The sequence below is a fragment of the Rhodoglobus galactosidasius genome, assembly GCF_054957775.1.
The window spans coordinates 137,576-158,769 of the sequence record NZ_JBQIAV010000004.1; the positions used below are offsets into that span (position 1 = coordinate 137,576).

The following is a 21,194-nucleotide window of genomic DNA, read 5'->3' on the forward strand; positions in this document are numbered from 1 at the left end:
TCGCAGTACTGCTGCAACAGCTACAGTATGTCAGTATGTCAGTATTCGGGGTACGTTACGTACCCCGTTTTCGGGGTACACTCTGGACGAGCAGCCAACGCCTCGGCGTGGAGGAGCCTGCTACGGGTGGATGTTCAGAGCCTTCGCCGTGCGCTCAAGCGTTTCGTGAGCAAGTGGCGGCGAATCTGAAAGCTGTTGGCCGAAGCTCGGGATCATCTCTTCGATCTTCGGACGCCACTCATCCATGCGGTTGGGGAAGCACTTCTCGACCAAACCCAACATGATCGGAACAGCAGTGGATGCCCCCGGCGATGCCCCAAGAAGGCCAGCGATGCTGCCATCAGCCGACGACACCACCTCCGTACCAAATTGCAAGACACCGATCTTCTTCGAGTCTTTCTTCATGACCTGCACGCGCTGACCAGCAGTAATGCGGTACCAGTCTTCTGGCTTCGCGTTAGGAACAAAGTTCTTGAGCTCCGCGAACTTCGTCTCTGGGCTCGCCATGAGCTGCCCGATGAGGTATTTCACGAGTGAAAGATTGCTAATGCCGGCCGCGATCATCGGAAGCAGATTGTGCCACCGAATCGAAGCGAACAGATCGAGCACTGAACCTGTCTTCAAGAACTTGGGGCTGAATCCAGCGTACGGACCAAACATGAGGCTGCCCCGGCCATCAACAACACGAAGATCGAGGTGAGGAACCGACATCGGGGGCGAGCCCACCGCAGCCTTGCCGTAGACCTTAGCGCTGTGTGCAGCAACAACCTCGGGGTTGTCGGTACGCAAGAACTCGCCGCTGACAGGAAAACCGCCAAAGCCGCGGATCTCCTTGATGCCTGACTTCTGCAGCAGGTTGAGAGCATAACCACCCGCACCAACGAACACGAAGCGCGCGGTGACGGGCTCCACTGGAGTGCCCCCGACGTCGTGGCGAAGCTTGAGCTTCCACAAACCATCGCGCTGCTTCTTGAGATTCGTAACCCGAGTGCCGGTGTTGAGTTGCGCGCCCGACTCGACCAGAGTGTCAACCATGTGGTGCGACAGTGCACCGAAGTCGACATCCGTTCCTGACGGGATGTGGGTAGCAGCAACCGGCTCAGACTTGCGTCGACCGGGCATCATGAGAGGCGCCCAACCGTGAATGACGGCGGGGTCTTCGCTGTACTGCATGCCAGCAAAGAGCGGGTGGTCTTTGAGCGCCTCGAAACGCTTGCGCAGGTACTCAACGTTAGTCTCGCCCCACACGAAACTCATGTGCGGGGTGGGGTTGATGAACGAGCTGGGCTCGGGCAGCGAGCCATCGCCAACGAGGTGCGACCAGAACTGGCGTGACACCTGGAACTGTTCGTTGACCTTCACTGCGCTCGAAATTTCGATCGAGCCATCGCTCTTCTGCGGGGTGTAATTGAGCTCGCACAGCGCGGAATGCCCGGTGCCAGCGTTGTTCCAAGGGTTCGAACTCTCTTGAGCAAGGTCGCCCAAACGTTCGAAGATTTGGATATCCCAATCGGGCTGCAACTTCTTGAGCAGCGTTCCTAGGGTGGCACTCATGATTCCGCCGCCGATAAGCGCGACGTCGACGGTTTTATTCACAACTCCACTTTAGCTGCCCGCTAGAGACCTAAAGTGCGAAGAGCCTGATCCATTTGAGTCGCTATCTCGGCGTACCCACCATCGTTGGGGTGCAGACCATCGCTGGCCATCCACTCGGGGTGACCCTCGATCCAATACGAGGCGTCTGGGATGTAGTCAGCGCCAATTTCAGTCGCCGCGTCCTTCACCCACGAGATGATCGTTTCGACCGAAGCTGGGCGTTCATCGGTGTACCAGAACGGCTCAACAACAATGAAACGGGCATCCGGAAGCGCCATCGCCAGCCGGCCAAAGTCATCAGTGATTTGCGCGTGGATGTCGTCTGCCCGCGAGCCGAAAGTGAAGTTGTCGTTGAGGCCCATGGTCACCATCACGATGTCGGGTTCATCGGCGATGATGAGGCTTGGCAGGTCCCCCTCACCAAATATGCTGCGGTTATTGATGAAGCCCAAACCGCTGACGCTCGGGTTGAACTCGCTCCAGTCACGCTGTTCACTGAGGACGGTCGACCAGCGTTTTTCCTGAGCTGAAGCCCCGGCGCCGCGTGTGTAGGAATCGCCATAGAAGGCGACCCGAACCTCCCCGGGGGCACGGTCATCCGCTTGCACAGCGCTACTGCACCCGGCAAGGCCAATCGTCGCCGCAACAACAGCAACTGAGACAAGGGTGCGAGCTACAGAAATAAACAACATGTAGGGAGTTCGGTGCGGCCGCCCAGCGGGATTGCTCAAGCTACACGCTCAGCTTTGCCGAGACCTTGGCTGCAACGAGTTCGGCTATCTGCACGGCGTTGAGTGCGGCGCCCTTGCGCAGGTTGTCATTGCTGATGAACAGCGCGAGCCCGCGACCGTTCGGCACACCCTCATCCTGACGAATGCGGCCAACGAAGCTGGCGTCGGCACCGGCAGCATCGAGCGGCGTGGGAATGTCGCTAAGGCTGACCCCTGGGGCATTCCCCAGCAGTTCCATAGCGCGCTCGGGGCTCACAGGCTTGGCGAATTCTGCGTTGATCGACAGCGAATGCCCGGTGAAAACGGGAACGCGCACGCAGGTGCCACTAACAAGAAGTTCGGGCAGCTCAAGAATCTTGCGGCTCTCGTTGCGCAGCTTCTTCTCTTCGTCAGTCTCGTACAGCCCGTCATCGATGATGCTGCCCGCTAGCGGCACCACATTGAACGCAATGTTCTTGGGGAACTTGTTGGGCGCCGGCATCGTGACAGCGGCACCGTCCTCAACAAGTCCGATCGTGTTCTGCGCAACAGCAGCAGCAGCCTGCTCAAGTAGTTCTTCGCCACCGGCAAGGCCTGCGCCAGACACAGCCTGGTAGGTGCTGACGATCAGGCGCTCGAGGCCAGCTTCGGCATCCAGAACCTTCAGCACGGGCATTGCAGCCATCGTGGTGCAGTTCGGGTTCGCGATGATGCCCTTCACCGCCTGATCGATTGCGTGCGGGTTCACCTCACTCACAACCAACGGGACCTCAGGGTCCATGCGCCAGCCAGAAGAGTTATCAATCACGGTAACGCCGGCAGCAGCAAAGCGCGGCGCCTGTGCCTTAGAGGTCGTCGCGCCGGCCGAGAAAATCGCAATGTCGAGGCCAGTGGGGTCGGCGATCGATGCATCTTCAACAGTGATCTGCTCGCCCTTGAACGGCAAAGTCGTGCCAGCGCTGCGTGCCGACGCGAAGAAACGAATCTCCGCTACCGGAAAGTCGCGCTCCTCAAGAAGACGACGCACAACAGCGCCAACCTGACCTGTTGCACCAACAACACCAATACGGATGCCCGCGTTACCCATGAGACCCTCTACCTACAACTCTGTGTTCGCCACGAACGCCGCGAACCGTGAACAAATGTGGCCGACTAGCGACCAGTACCTGCGTGAACGACTGCGTCTTCGTCGCCATCAAGCCCAAATGCGGTGTGAACAACCCGCACCGCTTCTGCAACCGTATCGGCACGAGTGACAACAGAGATACGAATCTCACTAGTCGAGATCATCTCCATGTTGATTCCGGCCTCAAAGAGAGCAGTGAAGAGTCGTGCGGAAACGCCAGCATTCGTGCGCATTCCGCCTCCGATGACCGAGAGCTTTCCAATCTGGTCATCGTGCTGCAGCGACTCGAAGCCAACTTCGTCTTGGTGAAAAGTCAGCGCCCGCAGCACATCTTCAGCATCCGACTTCTTCAACGTGAAGGAGATGTCGGTGCGACCAGTGGATGCCAGAGAAACGTTCTGAACGATCATGTCGATGTTGGCGTCTGCCGAGGCCACAATCGTGAAGATCTGCGCGGCCTTACCCGGAACGTCGGGAACCCCAACCACCGTGATCTTTGCTTCGCTCAGATCAGAGGCAACACCTGTGATGATTGCTTCTTCCACGCTCTCTCCATCCTTCGGATTGACCACTAACGTGCCCGTGTTGTTGTTGAACGACGAACGCACGTGAATCGTTACCCCGTGCCTGCGCGCATATTCAACCGCGCGCACATCGAGTACTTTTGCGCCAGCAGCCGCAAGCTCCAGCATTTCTTCGCACGTGACGACGTTGACCTTGCGCGCCGACTTCACGATGCGTGGGTCGGCGGTGAACACACCATCGACGTCGGTGTAGATTTCGCAGCTCTCGGCACCGAGTGCTGCCGCGAGTGCTACCGCTGTGGTGTCCGAACCACCGCGGCCGAGGGTCGTGATGTCCCCGGTTCCGCGGTTGAAGCCTTGGAAGCCGGCAACGATCGCGACTGCGCCATCATCGAGAGCTTCTCGAACACGGCGGGGCGACACCTCAACGATGCGTGCGGCGCCGTGCTGGGCATCCGTGACCATACCGGCCTGGCTGCCGGTGTAGCTGCGGGCGTCAACGCCCAAACTTTTGATCGCCATGGCGAGGAGCGCCATAGCGATTCGTTCGCCTGCGGTCAGCAGCATGTCGAGCTCACGGCCGGTCGGAACGGGCACGACCTGTTCGGCGAGATCGAATAACTCATCGGTGGTATCGCCCATGGCAGACACGACAACGACGACATCGTTTCCGGCTTTGCGAGTTTCGACGATACGCTTTGCGACGCGCTTGATACTCTCAGCGTCGGCAACGGATGAGCCACCGAACTTCTGAACGATGAGGCTCATTGTTCTCCTGAAGCGGGTTTTAGCGGGCAGGTGCTGCCCAAAGTGCGAGTCTAACGGTGCGCGCACTCCCCGCCGAGTTCGTTACGGGCAGTGCTACTGGTCGACAGTCCTGCGGCCCTCAAAGGCCCGCCCAAGCGTGACCTCGTCGGCATATTCCAAATCTCCGCCGACCGGAAGACCCGATGCGAGGCGCGAAATTCGAAGGTTGGGCTGAACTAGAAGCCGCGTCAGGTAGGTAGCGGTTGCTTCACCTTCGAGATTGGGGTCGGTCGCGATGATGACTTCTGTGACGACACCGTCAGCCAACCGGCCCAATAGTTGCTTGATGCGCAACTGGTCTGGGCCGATTCCGTCGATGGGGCTGATAGCTCCACCGAGTACATGATACAGCCCAGAAAATTCGCGGGTGCGCTCGATAGCGACGACGTCTTTAGCTTCTTCGACAACACAAATGGAGGCGGGTGACCGGCGCGGGTCGCGGCAAATTGAGCAGGTTTCGTGCTCGGTCACGTTTCCGCAGATGGCGCAGAAGTGAACCTTGTCGCGGATGTCGTTGAGCAATTCTGCAAGTCGACGAACGTCAAAGCTTTCGGTCTGCAGAATGTGGAACGCGATGCGCTGGGCCGACTTGGGGCCGATTCCGGGAAGCCGACCGAGTTCATCGATCAGTTCTTGAACAATTCCGTCGTACACGGGTTACTCGTCTCTCGGCTGGGGTGTTACTCGTGGAGCAACCTGCTGCTCTTCGATGAAGGTAGCGTTCAACAGTTCGCGCACAACCGATTCTCCATAGCGGGAGCGATCGATCTGCGCGGCCGCTGCTGACATGGATGGCCGTGCTGGCTCCGCTGGTGGTGCGGATGCTGCTTCGGCTGTCGAGGAAGGCGCCGACGACTGTTTCGCTTGCTTGTTCTGCGCTGCCGTCTGTTCCTGCTTGGCTGCGCTCGACGCTGCTGCCGCACCGCTGCGCGACATCGATGGATCAACGTCGGGTTCTGGCTCGGATTCGGGAATGGCGGCTACAGCCCATCCCCCAGGCTCACGGTCTTCAGCCGGAGCAGGTTCCTCCGGTTCCGGCCCCTCATCTGGTTCGGGTGGTGTCTGCTGCGAGGAGCGGGGCTGTGATGCAGAAGTTTGAGGTGCCGCTACCTGCTGAGCAGTCGCTTCGACGGCGGGTGCTGGCTGCGCGTCTGCACGGTTCTCCTGCTGGGGTGCGGCCGAGGGCGGCGCTGCAGAAGTGCCTTCTACTTTTGCCGACAATGCTGGCTCAAAACCGAGCACGTGCACGAAGGCTTTCTTGAGGTAGTCGCCGACGCCTTCGCCCGGAGCGCTGCGCTGCTTGAGCGCATCCACATCACGTTCGCTCGGAAACGAGAGCACCAAGGTCTTATCGCGCAATTCAAGGGGTTTAGCAGTAAAGACAACCATCCAGGCAGTGCGCTTGAGCTTTTCTACGACATCGAGAATCTCGGGCCAGGAATCTTTGATCTGCTGGATCGATACGGGAGTTGTGCGCGGTGCTGCGGCTGGAGTGGAAAGCACAGCGCCGGATGCGGCGGGTACGGCGGGTGCAGCTGCGGCTGCGGCAGGCGCAGCTGAGGTCGACTCGTCGCGGGATGCCGGGGCGGCCTGCGTGGATGAGGCCGGAGCCGCCGGTGCAGCTGCGGGTGGCGCCGCTGCGGCCACGGGTGCTGCTGTTCGCACGGGTGGCGCCGCCGCTGCCGCGGCGGTTGGTAGCGCCCCGTCGCCTTCGATGCCGATACGGCGTTCGAGCCGTTCGACGCGAGCGAGCGCACCACGCTGGGTGTTGTCGCTTGCGGGAATCAGGATGCGCGCGACCATCAGTTCGAGGTGCAGTCGCGGTGAGGTGGCTCCTGTCATCTCCGAGAGTGCCGCGTTGATGACGTCGGCAGCGCGCGAGAGTTCGGCGGCACCGAGCGTGTGTGCTTGCTGCGCCATGCGCTCAAGTTGGTCTTGAGGAATGCCGCGCAGAACGGATGCCGCGTGGTCGGCGGTGGCCGCAACGACGATGAGGTCGCGCATCCGCTCGAGAAAATCTTCAACAAAGCGTCGCGGGTCTTGACCAGTCTGAATGACCCGATCAACTGACGAGAATGCGGCGGCCGCATCGCCAGAACCGAGGGCGTCAATAACTTCGTCAAGCAGCTCAGCATGGGTGTAGCCGAGCAGGGCAACTGCACGTTCGTAGCCGACTGTGGCGGTGTCAGAACCCGCAATCAGCTGGTCGAGAAGCGAGAGGGTGTCTCGCACAGAGCCGCCACCGGCACGAACGACAAGCGGGAGCACGCCCGGCTCGACTTCGACCTTTTCACTCTCAGCAAGCTGCTGAACGTAGTCGAGCATCTGGGCGGGAGGAACCAAGCGGAACGGGTAGTGGTGGGTGCGCGAACGAATCGTGCCAATTACTTTGTCTGGCTCGGTAGTCGCGAAGATGAACTTCACGTGCTCCGGCGGCTCTTCAACAATCTTGAGCATCGCGTTGAAGCCCTGCGGGGTGACCATGTGCGCTTCATCGAGAATGAAGATCTTGAAACGGTCGCGGGCCGGCGCAAAGACGGCGCGCTCGCGCAGGTCGCGCGCATCATCAACACCGTTGTGGCTCGCAGCGTCAATCTCGACAACATCGAGCGATCCGCCACCATCGCGTGAAAGCTCCACGCACGACGGGCACACGCCACAGGGTGTGTCGGTTGGACCCTCAACGCAGTTGAGACAGCGAGCAAGAATGCGGGCGGATGTCGTCTTGCCACATCCGCGAGGCCCACTGAATAAATAGGCGTGATTCACCCGGTCGGTGCGCAATGCTGTGCGCAGCGGATCGGTCACTTGAGACTGGCCGATGAGTTCAGCAAATGTCTCGGGCCGGTATCGGCGATATAGGGCAGCAACCACGCCCCTAGCGTAGTCGTGCCCGCTGACGATCCCAACGTGCGTACAGCGAATACGACTGTGTCAAAAGTTTTCGTCCAATTGCCGCGCATCCGCCCCAACTAGACAGCAGCCGCAGCCACCGCTTCGCGAGCGATCTGGAGCTCTTCATTGGTGGGGACGACAAGCACTTTTGTTGCCGAGGTCGTGGTCGAGATGTCACGCGCGCTTCGGTCCGACGATTCGTTCGCAACCGCATCCAACTCAATCCCGAAGCTTTCAAGACCGGTCACCGTTTCACGCCGGGTCGCAGCGTTGTTCTCGCCTACGCCCGCCGTGAAGACGATCGCGTCTGCGCCACCGAGCACCACCAGGTACGCACCGAGGTAGTGCCGGAGGCGGTGGCAGTAGACCGCGAGCGCGGCCTTCGCGTTCTCATCACCGGCATCCGCAGCAGAGTGAACGTCGCGCATATCGCCGGTGCCCGTCATGCCCACAAGCCCACTGCGACGGTTGAGTAGGTGATCAAGCTCGGGCAGCGACATGCCTGCGCGGCCGAGGTGAAAGAGCGCACCAGGGTCTATATCGCCAGAGCGCGTGCCCATGACGAGCCCCTCGAGAGGTGTCATTCCCATTGAGGTGTCGATGCTGCGACCGCCGTCGATGGCGCACACCGACGCACCGTTGCCGAGGTGAAACACGATGAGTTTGAGTTCGGAGAGTTCGCGGCCCAGCAGTTCGGCAGCCTTGCCCGCGACGTAGCGGTATGAGGTGCCGTGAAAGCCGTAGCGCCGGATACCGTGCTCGCGGGCAACGTCGGCGTCAATTGCGTAGGTGTAGGCCTCGGGCGGCAGTGTGCCGTGAAACGCGGTGTCGAAAACAGCAACGTGAGGAACATCGGCAAAGGCCGCTCGCGCAGCCCGGATGCCTTTCAGATTTTCTGGATTATGCAACGGCGCGAGCACCGAGATCTCGTCGAGCCGACGCTCAACCTCGTCAGTGATGACGGTCGCGGCAGTGAACTCCGCTCCCCCGTGCACGACACGATGACCGACGACTGCCGGATGCTCGTCGCCGAGCTCTGCCAAGATCTGCTGCATCCCGTGGTCGTGGTCCGCGGATCCTCCGCCGGGTTCCCCGATGCGTTCCACAATCCCGCCGTTATAGACGGAACCGGACTCGGCATCCAACAGCTCCCACTTGATCGACGACGAGCCCGAGTTCACAACGAATACGGTGGTCATGAGTGCTTCCCTGCCGCTTCAGCCGCAACGCCTTGAGCCTGAATCGCGGTGATCGCGACAGTGTTCACAATGTCTTGCACGAGCGCTCCCCGCGAGAGGTCGTTGATGGGTTTGCGCAATCCCTGCAGAACTGGCCCAATCGCGATCGCTCCGGCGCTGCGCTGAACAGCCTTGTAGGTGTTGTTGCCAGTGTTGAGGTCGGGGAACACGAACACGGTGGCGCGGCCAGCCACCTCTGAGTCGGGCATCTTTGATTTGCCGACTGCGGCGTCAATGGCGGCGTCGTATTGAATGGGGCCGTCAACCGCAAGATCGGGCCGACGCTCAATAACTAGTGCCGTTGCCGCGCGCACCTTGTCGACATCTACTCCGCTGCCGGAGGTTCCGGTGGAATACGACAGCATCGCAATCCGCGGTTCGATTCCGAACTGTGCCGCGGTTGCTGCCGACGAGATCGCGATGTCAGCAAGCTGGGCCGCATCGGGGTCGGGATTCACCGCACAGTCCCCATAAACCAGCACGCGATCTTCGAGGCACATCAAGAACACACTCGACACAATCGACACGTCTGGCTTGGTTTTGATGATCTCGAAGCTGGGTCGAATCGTGTGCGCGGTCGTGTGTGCGGCGCCAGACACCATTCCATCGGCCAGTCCCAAGTGCACCATCATGGTGCCGAAGTACGACACATCGGTCACGGTCTCGCGGGCGACCTCCATGGTCATCCCCTTATGGGCTCGCAGCTTCACATACTCGGTCGCGAAGCGCTCCCGCAGTTGCTCATTAAAGGGACTCAGGATGCTCGCGCCCGAGATATCGAGACCGAGCTCGGTCGCACGACCGCGTACCTCCCCCTCGTCCCCAAGAATCGTCAGCTTCGCGACACCACGGCGCAACAGCGTGCTCGACGCACGAAGGATGCGGTCATCGCCGCCCTCCGGCAGAACGATATGTTTCGGCTGCTGCCGGGCACGATCCAGCAGCCCGTACTCAAACATGAGTGGTGTAACCACCATGGGAGGGTTCAGCTCGAGGCGCTGCAACAGCACCTCGGCATCCACATGCTGTTCGAACAGGGCCAGCGCAATATCAAACTTGCGGGGTGAATCCGCCGCCAAGCGACCCCGCGTCTTCGTAATAATGCGCGCGGTGTCGTAGGTGCCGAATCCGGTACGAATCACCGGCAATGACAAATCAAGACCATCGATGAGCAGCTCAATCTGCGGCAACAGCTCAAAACCACCGTTCAGGATGATGCCAGCCAGCGACGGGAACGTCTCCGATGCGTGCGCCATCAGCGTCGCCAACAGCACATCTGATCGGTCGCCAGCAACCACCACAACCGAGCCCTCGATCAGACGGGTGAGCACGTTTTCCATCGTCATGCCCGCAACAACAACGCCGAGAGCCTCGCGCAACAGAAGTTCGCTGTCGCCTTTGAGCAGTTCGCCATCGACCGCAGCCAAAAGCGAGGCGAGGCTCGGAGCAATAAGGAAGGGGTCTTCAGGGATAGCCCACACCGGAGTATCACCACCCACTGCGGCGCTCACTCCTGCGATGATCTGCGGCAGCTGCTCGGGGTCAGAACGGTTCACCACCACGCCAACCAGCTGAGCGAATGTGGCATCCAACTCCTGATGAGCTATTGCGTACACCTGTGCCAAATCGTCGGGGGTTCGGCTCTCGCCATCCTCAGACTGACCACCCAAAACAAGGAGAACCGGCGCGCCAAGGTTCGCAGCGACTCGCGCGTTGTATGACAGCTCGGTTGGACTGCCGACATCCGTGTAATCAGAACCGAGAATCACTACGACATCGCACTGGGCTTCGACGGCCTTGAAGCGCTCAATGATGCGACTCAGCGCAGCTTCAGGATCGGCGTGAACATCGTCGTAACCGACACCGACAGCATCCTCATAGCTGAGATCGACAGCATCATGGCCGAGCAGCATCTCGAGTACGTAGTCCCGCCCATCGCTGGTGCGGGCAACCGGCCGAAACACTCCCAACCGTTGTGCTTCGCGACTGAGCGTATCGAGCAGACCGAGGGCGATAGTGGACTTGCCAGCGTGGCCCTCGATGGAAGTGATGTAGATGTTTCGCGCCACGTCTTCAGCCTACGCGGCCAGCATGAACCCGGCCCGAGAAACTTGGGCTCTGCCGACAAAAGAAAAGACCCCTCGCGCACCCGCCAGAGCCCGGTTACCCTTGCTACGTTTCCGTCCTGGGGGAATTGGCCTGGATGGCACCACGCGAGGAGCCGAAATCAGTCTACCCAAATCTGTGGCGCCTCGCGCCCCAGCGAAGCTCGCGCAGATCTACACGCCACGCGCACTCGATTACCGCTGAACCGCCCACCCCGTTATGATCACTTGAGGTTGTTTGCGGTAGCCCGCGTTCAACTCGTCAGGAGAATTCGCCTAGTGGCCTATGGCGCACGCTTGGAAAGCGTGTTGGGTGCAAGCCCTCGGGGGTTCGAATCCCCCATTCTCCGCTGCTACAGGCTGGTTTCACTTGCGGACCGACGAAGGGACTGCTTGGTGCCGAACGACAGTCTCAGCACACCGACTCGGAACGATCCGCGACGCCGCCTCGGTCAGCCGCGTTCGCTCTTTCATCGTGGCCTGCTTGCCGCGGTCGCCTTCATCGGGCCCGTATTCGGCGTGCTCTATGTGATCGTCTTGCCAGACGGCCCCTGGCTGGCGGTAGTACTCACTCAAGCGCTTGCGACCCTGCTCGCGGTCGCAGCATCGGTCGCCTTCTTTCGCAGTGCGATCTGGATTAGTCCCCACTCTCCGATCGTGACCGAGCGTGGGTTCTTCGGCCGACTCACACACTTTGACAAGTCACAAGCAGTGTCGATTCTTCTCGCAGAGGTCTATACGAGCGACGGCTCAGAAACACGACCGCAATTGGTTGTTTTGGGCGCCGACAAGAAGCGGTTGCTTCGCATGCGCGGCCAATATTGGACTCAGGGTGACATGGATGCGGTTGCGTCGCACTTCGATGTACCCGTGCTCAGCATTCCTGGCGCCGTGTCTACCGGCGAACTCCGCGAAGACTATCCGCACGCCCTCTACATAATGGAACGTCACCCCGTTTTTGTGGTGCTCATCGCAGTAGGCGGTACCGCGCTGACCGCCGCAATTCTGATGCTCGCGCTCGCGCTAATCCGCACGCTCGCCGCATAGCCGTCGCCGCTTAAACGACAATGCCGCGGCCCCGCAGCCGCCGAAGCGACCTACGGTTCCGCGGCAACTGCCGTACGGGCAACTAGCTCTTGACTGACCCGCTCATGAGCCCGCCGATGAAGTACTTGCCGAGCACGATGTAGACGATCAGCGTCGGCAGCGACGCGAGCAGCGCACCAGCCATGGCAGCGCCATAGTTAGCCAACTGTGCACCCTGCGCGAGGTTGTTCAGCGCGAGCGATACTGGCCCTTCATTCTGGTTCGAGAGGAACAGAGCGAACAAGAAGTCGTTCCAGGCCGACGTGAACTGCCAGATAATCGTCACAACAAAGCCGGGTAGAGACAGTGGCAACACGATGCTGCCAAAGGTGCGCAGCATCCCGGCGCCATCCATGCGCGATGCTTCCATCAACTCGTGCGGAATGCCCGCGTAGTAGTTGCGGAAGATCAGCGTACAAATCGGCAGACCATAAATGACGTGAACGATTAGCAGAGTTGAGATATCACTGGGCAAGCCAAGAGTCGTCTTCATCTGCACCAGTGGCGTCATGATCGCTTGGTAAGGAATGAACATTCCGAACAGGATGACCGTGAACACGATGTCGGCGTACGGGAAGCGCCAGCGCGCAAGCACGAACCCGTTCATCGCTCCGAGGAACGATGCGATCAGTGCGGCCGGGATTGCCAACAGGAAGGTGCGACCGATGGATGCCGAAAGCGCGTTCCACGCGAGCGCCCAGTTGTCGAAGCCGGTGGGTCCGCCGTCAAGCGCGGGCTCCCATGGCCACCGAACGGGTAGTCCCCACGAGGTTGCCGGGTTGACGTCTTGTGGCGGCTTGAGGCTCGTGACGATAAGTACGTACACGGGCATCAGCACGACGATCATGAACAGCACCAAGAACACGTACTTCACGGTGCGGCTCAGTCGCTTGCGGTTACGGAGTACCGTTTCCCCTGGCATCTCCGACTTGATGGAGACACGAGGCTTTTTCTTGGTTTCAGTACTGACGCTCATCGCTGCTTCCTCTCTGAACGGGCCGTATAGACCAGGTAGGGCACGATCAGCACGGCGACGAACAGCAACAGGATTGTCGCGATCGTTGCAGACTTTGCGTAGTCGTTAGCGGTGAGGGCGACCCACAGGTAGGTTGCGGGAACCTCGGTCTGGTAGATCGACTTCGTGATCGCCATGATCAGGTCGAAGACCTTCAGCGACATGTGGCCCACGATGATGAGGGCGGAGAGTGCGACGGGGCTCAGCTGGGGGAAGATGACGTAACGGTAGAGCTTCCACTCGGTTGCGCCATCCATGCGGGCCGCTTCACGCAGCTCCATAGGAATACCGCGGAACCCGGAGAGGAACAACGCCATTACGTAGCCAGCAAGTTGCCAGATCGCGGGCAGTGCGATTGCCGCCATGCCCCAACCTGGTTCACTCCACCACGCGTTCTGCAGAAAGTCGAGACCCATGATCTCGAAGATCCGGTTGAGACCGGATGCACGATCACCCTCGGCACTGTTAAGCAACCAGCGCCATACGACACCGGATGCTACGAACGAGATCGCCATCGGGAACAGGAACACCGAGCGGAAGACACCCTCAGCGGTGACGCCCTTGTCGAGCATCCATGCCCACAAGAAGCCGAAAAGCATGGTTCCACCGATGAAGAACACGGTGAAGACACCGAGGTTCTGCAGCGAATGAATAAAGCGCTCTTCGGCAAAAAGAGCGAAGTAGTTGTCGAGTCCTACGAACTCGGTTCCCGGCACGAGACTGTGCCGGTTGCTCAAGGAAACCGCGACGTTGGCACCGATCAAGCCATAGACGAATATCCCGATAACGATGATCGTCGGTGCGATCAGCAGGAGCGGTGGCCCCCAGTTTCTGTACCCTTTTTTCACGCGCGAGCTCCTCGGTTTGCACGGTAGTGGGTGGGGGCATCGCTGCCCCCACTCACTATGTCTCGTGGTGCTTATTAGCCCTGAGCCTTGTCAGAGGCTGCGACTAGGCCTGAAAGGAGCGAGTCGGCGTCGCGGTCTGCACCGAACTTACCGATGGCCGAGGAGATGTCTCCCGACCATGCGATGCTCGCTGCTGCACCGTGTGCGAGCGAGCTCACAACAGTGTCTTCACCGAATGACTTGATAGCGGTCTGCTGGTACGCGGGGTAGTCAGCGGCAACCGTATCGGTGCGTGCAGGGATCGAACCCTTGGCGAGGTTGAATGCCTTCTGGCCTTCAGCAGAGCTGATGGTCGTCAACCAGTCGAGTGCGGCTGCTTCGTGAGGTGCACCAACGGAAAGCGTGAACGAGTCAGCGAGGAAGTCGAAGACTCCGTCGGTGCCGGGTGTTGCCCAGGTGGTGTATTCGTTGTCGTAGGTCCAACCAGCCTGCTGGAATGCAGACTCGGCCCAGTCACCCATCACGTTGTATGCGGCGTTGCCGTCAAGAACGATCTGCGTTGCGGCATCCCAGTCAAGACCAGCGAAGTCGCTATTTGTGTACTCAAGAAGGTCGCCGTAGTGGCCGATAGCGGTTTCAACGCCAGCGTCGTCCCAGGCGGTGTCGCCGGTCCAGAGTCCCGAGTAGTCGTCGGCGCCGAGGTCAGCGATGAGAACGTTTTCGAAGAGCTGCATCTGAGTCCACTCGGTACCGAGTGCGAGAGGTGTCTCGACACCTGCATCCTTGAGCTTCTTCAGGTCTACGAGCCATGCGTCGATGTCAGCAGGTGCCTTCATCGGGTCGATGCCAGCATCCTCGAGCACCTGGGTGTTGGCCCAGACAACGTTCGCACGGTGGATGTTGCTGGGTACGGAGTAGATGGCACCGTCAACGGTGATGCGCTCGATCAGGCTCTCGGGGAATACATCGGTGAGTCCGTTCTCCTGGAAGAACGAGCTGAGGTCCTGAAGCTGACCGGCGTTGATGTAGTCGGTGAGCTCCGCTCCGGCGTGGGCCTGGAACGTATCTGGCGGGTTGTTGGCTTCGAGGCGTGACGCCAAGGCAGCCTTGGCGTTGGAGCCGGCGCCGCCAGCTACCGATGCGTTGATGAACTCGGCGTCGGGGTTCTGCTCTTCGAATACCTTGACGAGAGCGTCAAGGCCGACCTTTTCGGATCCTGATGCCCACCAGGTGAACACCTCAACCTGGTTAGCGTTGTCCGGGTCTGTCGTCCCGGTGTTGCTTGAGCAGCCCGCGAGAACGAGGCCTAAGGCCACCGCCCCGGCGATAATGGAAAGTGGCTTACGCATTCTGTGTTCCTCCATTGGAAAGTGAGTGCTGTTCCGTTCAAGAAGTGAATCGGACGTTCCCCAGTAAACTGTGTGGCCTTGGGTTTGACAAGTGAACGCAACAGTTTTCTTCGAAATTGTCTGATCACGATTTGGCAACAGCTCCCTGAATGGGGCACACCGATGACAAGCTCACGCTACTAGATCGTCCTAGAAATGCTCGGAAACACAGGGAAGTGGCTCCCAAAGTCGGGATCCAATCGCCTCGGAGCAGCACCAAGATGACCGCTTTATCTAGCGTCTCTTGAGCGTTGAGAAAATTCCGCTCGACGTTCTTGATGTGGCTTCTCGCCGATCTCTTCAATGACCTCCCAGAGGTGGGGGACATCGACAAGCCGAAGCTAGTGTTCTTCTTCGATGAAGCGCACTTGCTGTTCAACGATGCCTCGAAGGACTTCATCGCCTCAATCACGCAGACCGTTCGTCTGATTCGCTCTAAGGGTGTCGGTGTGGTCTTCGTCACGCAGACGCCGAAGGATGTGCCGAGCGATGTGCTCGCGCAGATTGGTTCGCGCTTTCAACATCAGCTACGGGCGCACACCCCGGATTCGGCGAAGGCGCTCAAGGCGACAGTATCGACGTATCCGACTTCGGGCTACGACCTGGGTGAGGTGCTGACGAGCCTAGATGATTGATTCCAAGGTGTGCTGTGCGGTGTGGCAGAGGGTGTTTGTGGCGAAGAGCGTCCAGAATCGGCGGTGTTATCTCATTGTCGAACCGTTGGAGGACCGTCATGAACGCCGATCTGGACACTCTTGCTACTGCACTGTATGTGAAGACTGACGACTTGTTCAAGGCATACCCGGAGCGTCTTCCTGCGCGACCACGGGTAGGTTTCATCCCGAAGATCACGGATACGGAATTGGTCGCACTCGCGGTGATGCAGCCTCTGCTGGGCTTCACCAGTGAACGGCGGTGGTTGCGCTACGCACGCGAGTATTTGCTGACGATGTTTCCTTCTCTGCCGGGCCAATCGGGTTACAACAAACGGCTGCGCAAACTCGCCGATCCTATGACCTGGCTGGTTTCCATGCTCGGCGCGGACACCCAAGTCGCCGGCGACGACGTCTGGATTGTGGATTCGACCCCGGTCGAATGCGGGCGTTCCTGCGAAACCGCGCAACGCTCTGATCTGGCGGGATGGGCCGAATACGGTTACTGCGCCTCTCACTCCAGGTATTTCTGGGGGTTACGACTGCATCTGGTCTGCACCCTGCATGGCCTGCCGCTGGGATGGTCATTGACCGGAGCCAAAGCCGATGAACGCTACGCGCTGCACGACATGCTCGCCGGCACACCAGCGCTGTCTCATCCCAGCAACAAACAAGTGCTGATCGGGGATAAAAACTACTTCGGTGCGGAGTTCGAGTCGGGCTTGGCCGTGGGCGGCATCATCCTCCTGCGTCCCGCCCGGAAAGGCGAAAAATCCAGGCCAGGATCCCAGTTCTTCAAACCCCTGCGTCAGATCATCGAATCAGTCAACCAAACGTTCACAAGCCAACTCGACCTCGAACGCCACAACGGGCGGACCTTTTCCGGAGTCTGCACACGAGTCGCCCAACGCATCCTCGCCCTGACCGCCGCAATCTGGCACAACGAAAACCTCGGCCTCAACATCCGACGCTCACTCACCGCCTACGACCACTGAACACCTTGGAATCAATCATCTAGGTGTGGTCCGTGTTCTGTTTCTACTCCAGAGTTTGGGTGGTTGCCGAGTCCACCTGTGACTGAGGTCAATATGCGTGCCTGACCGGCACGGTTTACTCACGAGCGGATACGCGCGTGAAGCGTTGCTGTGCACCTTGACGCGACACACCGAGTTGGGCTCCGATCAGCAACCAGGATGGTCCGGCTTGGTGGGCTCTGGTGGCGGCGGCCAGGGTGGCTTCGGCGGCGTATCTCGGGCAGCGTTTTTGACACGTCCCGCACCGGTTCCGCATCGACCTCGTGGGTCTGACTTGAGCTACCAAAACGCCGGTAGTGAAGTCGATATCCACGTCTTCCACGACTGTTTTGTCGACACCGAGCAGAGTTCGCTCGGACTGACGAGTGCCGTTGTGGCGGGGATTCGATGCGAGCACTGGGTAGCGCAGAAACGCGATCGGTGCTATTCCTGAAGGGATACCTACGCCTACTGCCGAATCAAGGAGCTGCCATGACGGACTATGACGCCCGCGAACCCGAATTGCGTGACTGGAGCCGCCAGCTCACCCAGGCCTTGCAGATTCTCGACCTCCAGGTTGATCGCAATCTACTTCTTGACCTCGCGGCGGAATCGAGCGTTGTCAGCCCGTCAGCAGGCCCCATCAGCACCTTCGTTGTCGGCTACGCGGCCGGACTCGCGGCGGCTACGGGCGAGAAAAACGCGACAGCGGCAGTGGAATCAGCCGCCGCGGTCGCACGTCAAATCTGCGCCAAGTCGACGGCCCGCCCCAACTGGGCCGACACGGCCCGCAACGGCTGGGCTGACACGGCGCAGTAACGCTGGTGGCCCGGGTGGCCCCGGCCGCGCGGCCGAGAGCAGGGTCCCGGCGGTCAGCTCGGCAGTGCCGCCCCCGACCGGTTAGGAGCCGCGCTTGCCTTCGCGCCAGGCGCGCTGTCGGCATCCGCTGCCACCGGATCGAGCCGCACGATCACCGCCTTCGACACGGGGGTATTGCTGCCCTCGGCGAGGTGAGTAAGCGGAACCAGAACGTTCGCTTCCGGATAGTAGGCCGCCACGCAGCCGCGAGCGGTGGGGTAGGACACCAAGCGGAATTTCCGCAAGACCCGCGGGATCTTGTCGCTGAAAACCCCGTGCACATCCACGAACTGGCCATCGACAAGGCCCAGCTCAGCGAGGTCGTCGGGGTTCACGAAGATCACGTGGCGGCCATTTTTGATGCCGCGATACCGGTCATTGTGCCCGTAGATCGTGGTGTTGAACTGGTCGTGCGAGCGCAGCGTCTGCAAGATGAGGGTGCCCGGCGGGCGATCGACGCGCTCGAGAACGTTGACGGTGAGTATCGCCTTGCCGATGGGCGTGGGAAAGGTGCGCGAATCCCGCGGGCCGTTGGGAAGCATGAATCCGCCTTCCTGACGGATCTTCTGGTTGTAGTTTTCGCATCCGTCGACCACGTGGGAGATGTGGTCGCGAATGACGTCGTAGTCCTGCTCGAAACCGGCCCAGTCGACCTTCACCCTGTCACCGAGAACGGCCCGCGCCAGCCGGGAGACGATCGCGACCTCCGAAAGGAGGCCGGGTGCCACCGGATCGACCTTTCCCCACGACGGATGCACGGCGCTGACGGTGTCCTCGACCGACACGAACTGCGGCCCCGAGGCCTGCATGTCGATCTCGGTGCGGCCCATCGTGGGCAGGATGAGTGCCTCGGCGCCGGTGACCACATGGGACCGGTTGAGTTTCGTGGACACCTGCACGGTCATCTCGGCGCCCCGCATAGCGGCCTCGGCCGCGTTCGTGTCGCTGATTGCCGCGACCAGGTTTCCACCGAGCGCCATAAACACCTTGATCTCACCGTCACGCAGCCCGTTGATGGTCTCGACGGCATCCGCACCGTGTTCTCGGGGCGGATCAAACCCGAACTCCCGCTCAAGGGCGTTCATGAATGCCGGCGGCATTTGTTCCCAGACACCCATGGTGCGGTCACCCTGCACATTGCTGTGCCCGCGAATCGGGCAGGCGCCCGCACCGGGTTTGCCGATGTTCCCGCGCAACAAGAGCAAATTGATGATCTCTTTGATGGTCGCCACAGCCTTCTTCTGCTGGGTCAGGCCCATGGCCCAGGTCACGATCACGCGATCGGCCTTGAGATAACGTGCGGCCAATTCGTCGATCTCGTGTGCCTCAAGTCCCGTGGCCTCGAGCACGGCCTGCTCGTCGAGCAGGTTCAGATGCCTGGTGAGATCTTCCAGGCCAGAGCAGTACTTCGCCAGGAACTCGTGGTCCAGCACTGTTCCGGGATGCTGCGCCTCTGCGGCCAACACCCGTTTGGAGACCGCCTGCAACAGCGCCATGTCGCCGCCCAGCCGGATCTGCACGTGCTGGTCGGCGATGGGGGTGCCGCGTCCGATGATGCCCTTGACCCGCTGCGGGTTTTTGTACCGGTGCAGGCCGGCCTCCGGCAGGGGATTGACGGCGACGATCTCGGCGCCGGCGTCCTTCGCCTCTTCCAAAGCCGTCAGCATCCGCGGATGATTTGTTCCCGGATTCTGGCCCATGATGATGATGAGATCGGCTTGGGCGAAGTCGTCGTAGCTAATCGTCGCCTTGCCGATCCCCAGCGTCTGACCCATGGCCCATCCGGTTGACTCATGACACATGTTGGAACAGTCAGGCAGGTTGTTCGTTCCGAAAGCGCGCACAAAAAGCTGGTACGCGAATGCGGCCTCATTCGAGGCGCGGCCGCTCGTGTAGAAGGCAGCCTCGTCCGGGGACGTGAGAGCATTCAGCTTCGTGGCCAGCACCGAGAACGCGTCGTTCCAGCTGATCGGTCGGTAGTGGTTCTCGCCGGCGCGCTTATAGACCGGCTCGGTGAGACGACCCTGCATTCCAAGCCAGTATTCCGACTTCTCCAACAGGTCGTCAATGGAATGCTCGGCCCAGAAGTCCGAGTCGATGGTGACCGGTGTCGCTTCCCAGGTGACGGCTTTGGCGCCGTTCTCGCAGAATTCGAAGGTTTTGCGATTAGTCGGGTCCGGCCAGGCGCAACTGGGACAGTCGAAGCCGTCTTTCTGGTTGAGGGCGAGCATCGTCTTGCCGGTGCGGATCACGCCCAGTTTCTCCAGCGCAGGCTTCATGGAGTGGTACACGCCGGGCACGCCCCCGGCCCAGTCTTTCGGTTTTGTGACCTCGAGGTCGGTTTCGTCTGGTTCTGCCGCCGAGGGATGCTGACGAGTCATGGGCCCTACCCTTTCACACCCCAACTTGAGATCTGTCCTCCAGACCTAACAGGCTTGGCGAGTTGTTGCAAGGCCTCAACCCGTATTGGATGAGAAGAGCCCGCTCGTGTGGACTGAATCAGGCTCGTAGTGCCCCATATCAAGGTGCTCGGGAAATGACTGTGCGTGCCTCACGTATTTTGCTCGCATGGGTGGGGTCTGTCATTTCCCGAAACAGTTGTTCTGGATTCCCGGGTGTGGCGGCGCGTCACGTCCGGGCAGGGCTTTGCCCTGCCCGGTATCGCCGCCCGCCAGGGGCCGCGGAGGCTCCAGATCGAGGGCGGCCGCAGGCTGGACTTCGAGGCTCAGCTGAACACACGCTGGCCGTTTTGGCGGTGGACCCTGCCCGGATCTACGTGGACACGGTTTTCTCGGGCGAGACCATGACGCACGATGGCTTGGCGAGGGCATTGGATGTGTGCCGGGGCGGGGACACACTGGTGGTTTCGTCGTTGGATCGACTCGCGGGAAGCGCGCTAAGGATTGTGGAGATCATCAGGGTGTTGAGGGCTTGGGGCATCATGCTCAGTAACAACGGTGACCTGTTTGACCTGCAGGGTCCTCAGACCACGCTGTTCTAGCGCATGCTTACTGCGGTGGCTGAGGCCGAGTGCGGTTGGGAGAGCCTGCGGACCAGGGAGGTCATGAATAGGCCAAGAGTGCGCCCAAATCTTCGAGAAACAGCCGCGGCTGGCTCACTCCCGAGGAGGATGCGTCTCTCGCCCGCCACTTCACCGATCCTGAGGTGGATGTTCCGGCGACCGCGTCGATGTTCAACATCTCCCGAAGTGGTGTCTACTGAGCACTTGAGCGGTATCGGAAACGCGAAAGCGCGACGTCTGCGATGTCCGTGGAGCCGGTGGGAGGAGCCTGCCGCCAGCTGGTTTTTTCCAGCTTGACGTCAATTTTTTA

Annotated in this window: 17 protein-coding genes, 1 tRNA gene, 1 other RNA gene and 1 pseudogene; 6 read left to right on the top strand and 14 right to left on the bottom strand. The window is 60.3% G+C overall.

Annotation, left to right across the window (positions count from 1 at the left end; translation table 11 throughout):
- Nucleotides 1–120: 120 nt before the first annotated feature.
- The 9 genes from ACTJJW_RS06735 to ffs all read right to left on the bottom strand — a co-directional run bounded on the left by ACTJJW_RS06735 (nt 121) and on the right by ffs (nt 11,122).
- Nucleotides 121–1,596 (bottom strand): malate:quinone oxidoreductase, encoded by a 1,476-nt coding sequence (locus ACTJJW_RS06735; RefSeq protein WP_462643370.1) that lies wholly within the window; start codon nt 1,594–1,596, stop codon nt 121–123.
- 20 nt (nt 1,597–1,616) lie between these two features.
- Nucleotides 1,617–2,288: an SGNH/GDSL hydrolase family protein gene (locus ACTJJW_RS06740; RefSeq protein WP_462643371.1), complete on the bottom strand. Its 672-nt coding sequence runs from the start codon at nt 2,286–2,288 to the stop codon at nt 1,617–1,619.
- A 40-nt stretch (nt 2,289–2,328) separates the two neighbouring features.
- A complete protein-coding gene (locus tag ACTJJW_RS06745) occupies nt 2,329–3,393 on the bottom strand; it encodes an aspartate-semialdehyde dehydrogenase (RefSeq protein ID WP_462643372.1) in 1,065 nt (354 codons plus the stop codon).
- 65 nt (nt 3,394–3,458) lie between these two features.
- Nucleotides 3,459–4,724, bottom strand: a complete 1,266-nt coding sequence (locus ACTJJW_RS06750; RefSeq protein ID WP_462643373.1) for an aspartate kinase — start codon at nt 4,722–4,724, stop codon at nt 3,459–3,461.
- A gap of 93 nt (nt 4,725–4,817) precedes the next feature.
- Nucleotides 4,818–5,417 carry a recombination mediator RecR gene (recR, locus tag ACTJJW_RS06755; protein ID WP_462643374.1) on the bottom strand — a complete coding sequence of 200 codons (600 nt, stop codon included), beginning with the start codon at nt 5,415–5,417 and terminating at the stop codon, nt 4,818–4,820.
- A 3-nt stretch (nt 5,418–5,420) separates the two neighbouring features.
- Nucleotides 5,421–7,637, bottom strand: a complete 2,217-nt coding sequence (locus ACTJJW_RS06760; protein ID WP_462643375.1) for a DNA polymerase III subunit gamma and tau — start codon at nt 7,635–7,637, stop codon at nt 5,421–5,423.
- 98 nt (nt 7,638–7,735) lie between these two features.
- Nucleotides 7,736–8,857, bottom strand: coding sequence for an acetate/propionate family kinase (locus tag ACTJJW_RS06765; RefSeq protein WP_462643376.1), 1,122 nt, complete (start codon nt 8,855–8,857; stop codon nt 7,736–7,738).
- Nucleotides 8,854–10,965, bottom strand: coding sequence for a phosphate acetyltransferase (gene pta, locus ACTJJW_RS06770; RefSeq protein WP_462643377.1), 2,112 nt, complete (start codon nt 10,963–10,965; stop codon nt 8,854–8,856). The genes ACTJJW_RS06765 and pta overlap by 4 nt, the downstream gene beginning before the upstream one ends.
- Nucleotides 10,966–11,025: 60 nt before the next feature.
- An RNA gene (gene ffs, locus ACTJJW_RS06775) (signal recognition particle sRNA small type) lies at nt 11,026–11,122 on the bottom strand.
- A gap of 144 nt (nt 11,123–11,266) precedes the next feature.
- Here ffs and ACTJJW_RS06780 point away from each other — a divergent pair.
- Together ACTJJW_RS06780 and ACTJJW_RS06785 are read left to right on the top strand one after the other, a co-directional pair.
- Nucleotides 11,267–11,351 (top strand) — tRNA-Ser (locus ACTJJW_RS06780).
- Nucleotides 11,352–11,397: 46 nt separating this feature from the next.
- Nucleotides 11,398–12,048: a hypothetical protein gene (locus tag ACTJJW_RS06785; RefSeq protein WP_462643378.1), complete on the top strand. Its 651-nt coding sequence runs from the start codon at nt 11,398–11,400 to the stop codon at nt 12,046–12,048.
- A gap of 82 nt (nt 12,049–12,130) precedes the next feature.
- On the opposite strand, the gene ACTJJW_RS06790 is transcribed toward ACTJJW_RS06785, so the two are convergent.
- From ACTJJW_RS06790 to ACTJJW_RS06800, 3 genes are all read right to left on the bottom strand, one after another.
- Nucleotides 12,131–13,063, bottom strand: a complete 933-nt coding sequence (locus tag ACTJJW_RS06790; RefSeq protein WP_462643379.1) for a carbohydrate ABC transporter permease — start codon at nt 13,061–13,063, stop codon at nt 12,131–12,133.
- Complete coding sequence (locus ACTJJW_RS06795; protein ID WP_462643380.1) at nt 13,060–13,950, bottom strand: carbohydrate ABC transporter permease; 891 nt, start codon at nt 13,948–13,950, stop codon at nt 13,060–13,062. The genes ACTJJW_RS06790 and ACTJJW_RS06795 overlap by 4 nt, the downstream gene beginning before the upstream one ends.
- A gap of 74 nt (nt 13,951–14,024) precedes the next feature.
- Nucleotides 14,025–15,299, bottom strand: a complete 1,275-nt coding sequence (locus ACTJJW_RS06800) for an ABC transporter substrate-binding protein (protein WP_462643381.1) — start codon at nt 15,297–15,299, stop codon at nt 14,025–14,027.
- Nucleotides 15,300–15,604: 305 nt separating this feature from the next.
- Between ACTJJW_RS06800 and ACTJJW_RS06805 the strand changes: the two are divergent.
- The 3 genes and pseudogenes from ACTJJW_RS06805 to ACTJJW_RS06815 all read left to right on the top strand — a co-directional run.
- Nucleotides 15,605–15,964: pseudogene (locus tag ACTJJW_RS06805) on the top strand (helicase HerA-like domain-containing protein); the annotation flags it as partial.
- Between the two features lie 107 nt (nt 15,965–16,071).
- A complete protein-coding gene (locus ACTJJW_RS06810) occupies nt 16,072–16,986 on the top strand; it encodes an IS982 family transposase (protein ID WP_462643382.1) in 915 nt (304 codons plus the stop codon).
- A 510-nt stretch (nt 16,987–17,496) separates the two neighbouring features.
- Nucleotides 17,497–17,823 (top strand): DUF6457 domain-containing protein, encoded by a 327-nt coding sequence (locus tag ACTJJW_RS06815; protein WP_462643383.1) that lies wholly within the window; start codon nt 17,497–17,499, stop codon nt 17,821–17,823.
- Between the two features lie 53 nt (nt 17,824–17,876).
- Here the strand turns inward: ACTJJW_RS06815 and ACTJJW_RS06820 are convergent, their stop codons facing one another.
- On the bottom strand, nt 17,877–20,243 hold the full coding sequence (locus ACTJJW_RS06820; protein ID WP_462643384.1) for an FdhF/YdeP family oxidoreductase: 2,367 nt from the start codon (nt 20,241–20,243) through the stop codon (nt 17,877–17,879).
- 395 nt (nt 20,244–20,638) lie between these two features.
- Here ACTJJW_RS06820 and ACTJJW_RS06825 point away from each other — a divergent pair, with 395 nt between their 5' ends.
- A complete protein-coding gene (locus ACTJJW_RS06825) occupies nt 20,639–20,863 on the top strand; it encodes a recombinase family protein (RefSeq protein WP_462643385.1) in 225 nt (74 codons plus the stop codon).
- A gap of 61 nt (nt 20,864–20,924) precedes the next feature.
- Here ACTJJW_RS06825 and ACTJJW_RS06830 read toward each other — a convergent pair whose 3' ends face one another.
- Entirely contained in the window at nt 20,925–21,062 is a 138-nt protein-coding gene (locus ACTJJW_RS06830; RefSeq protein ID WP_462643386.1) for a hypothetical protein, read from the bottom strand.
- Nucleotides 21,063–21,194 lie beyond the last annotated feature (132 nt).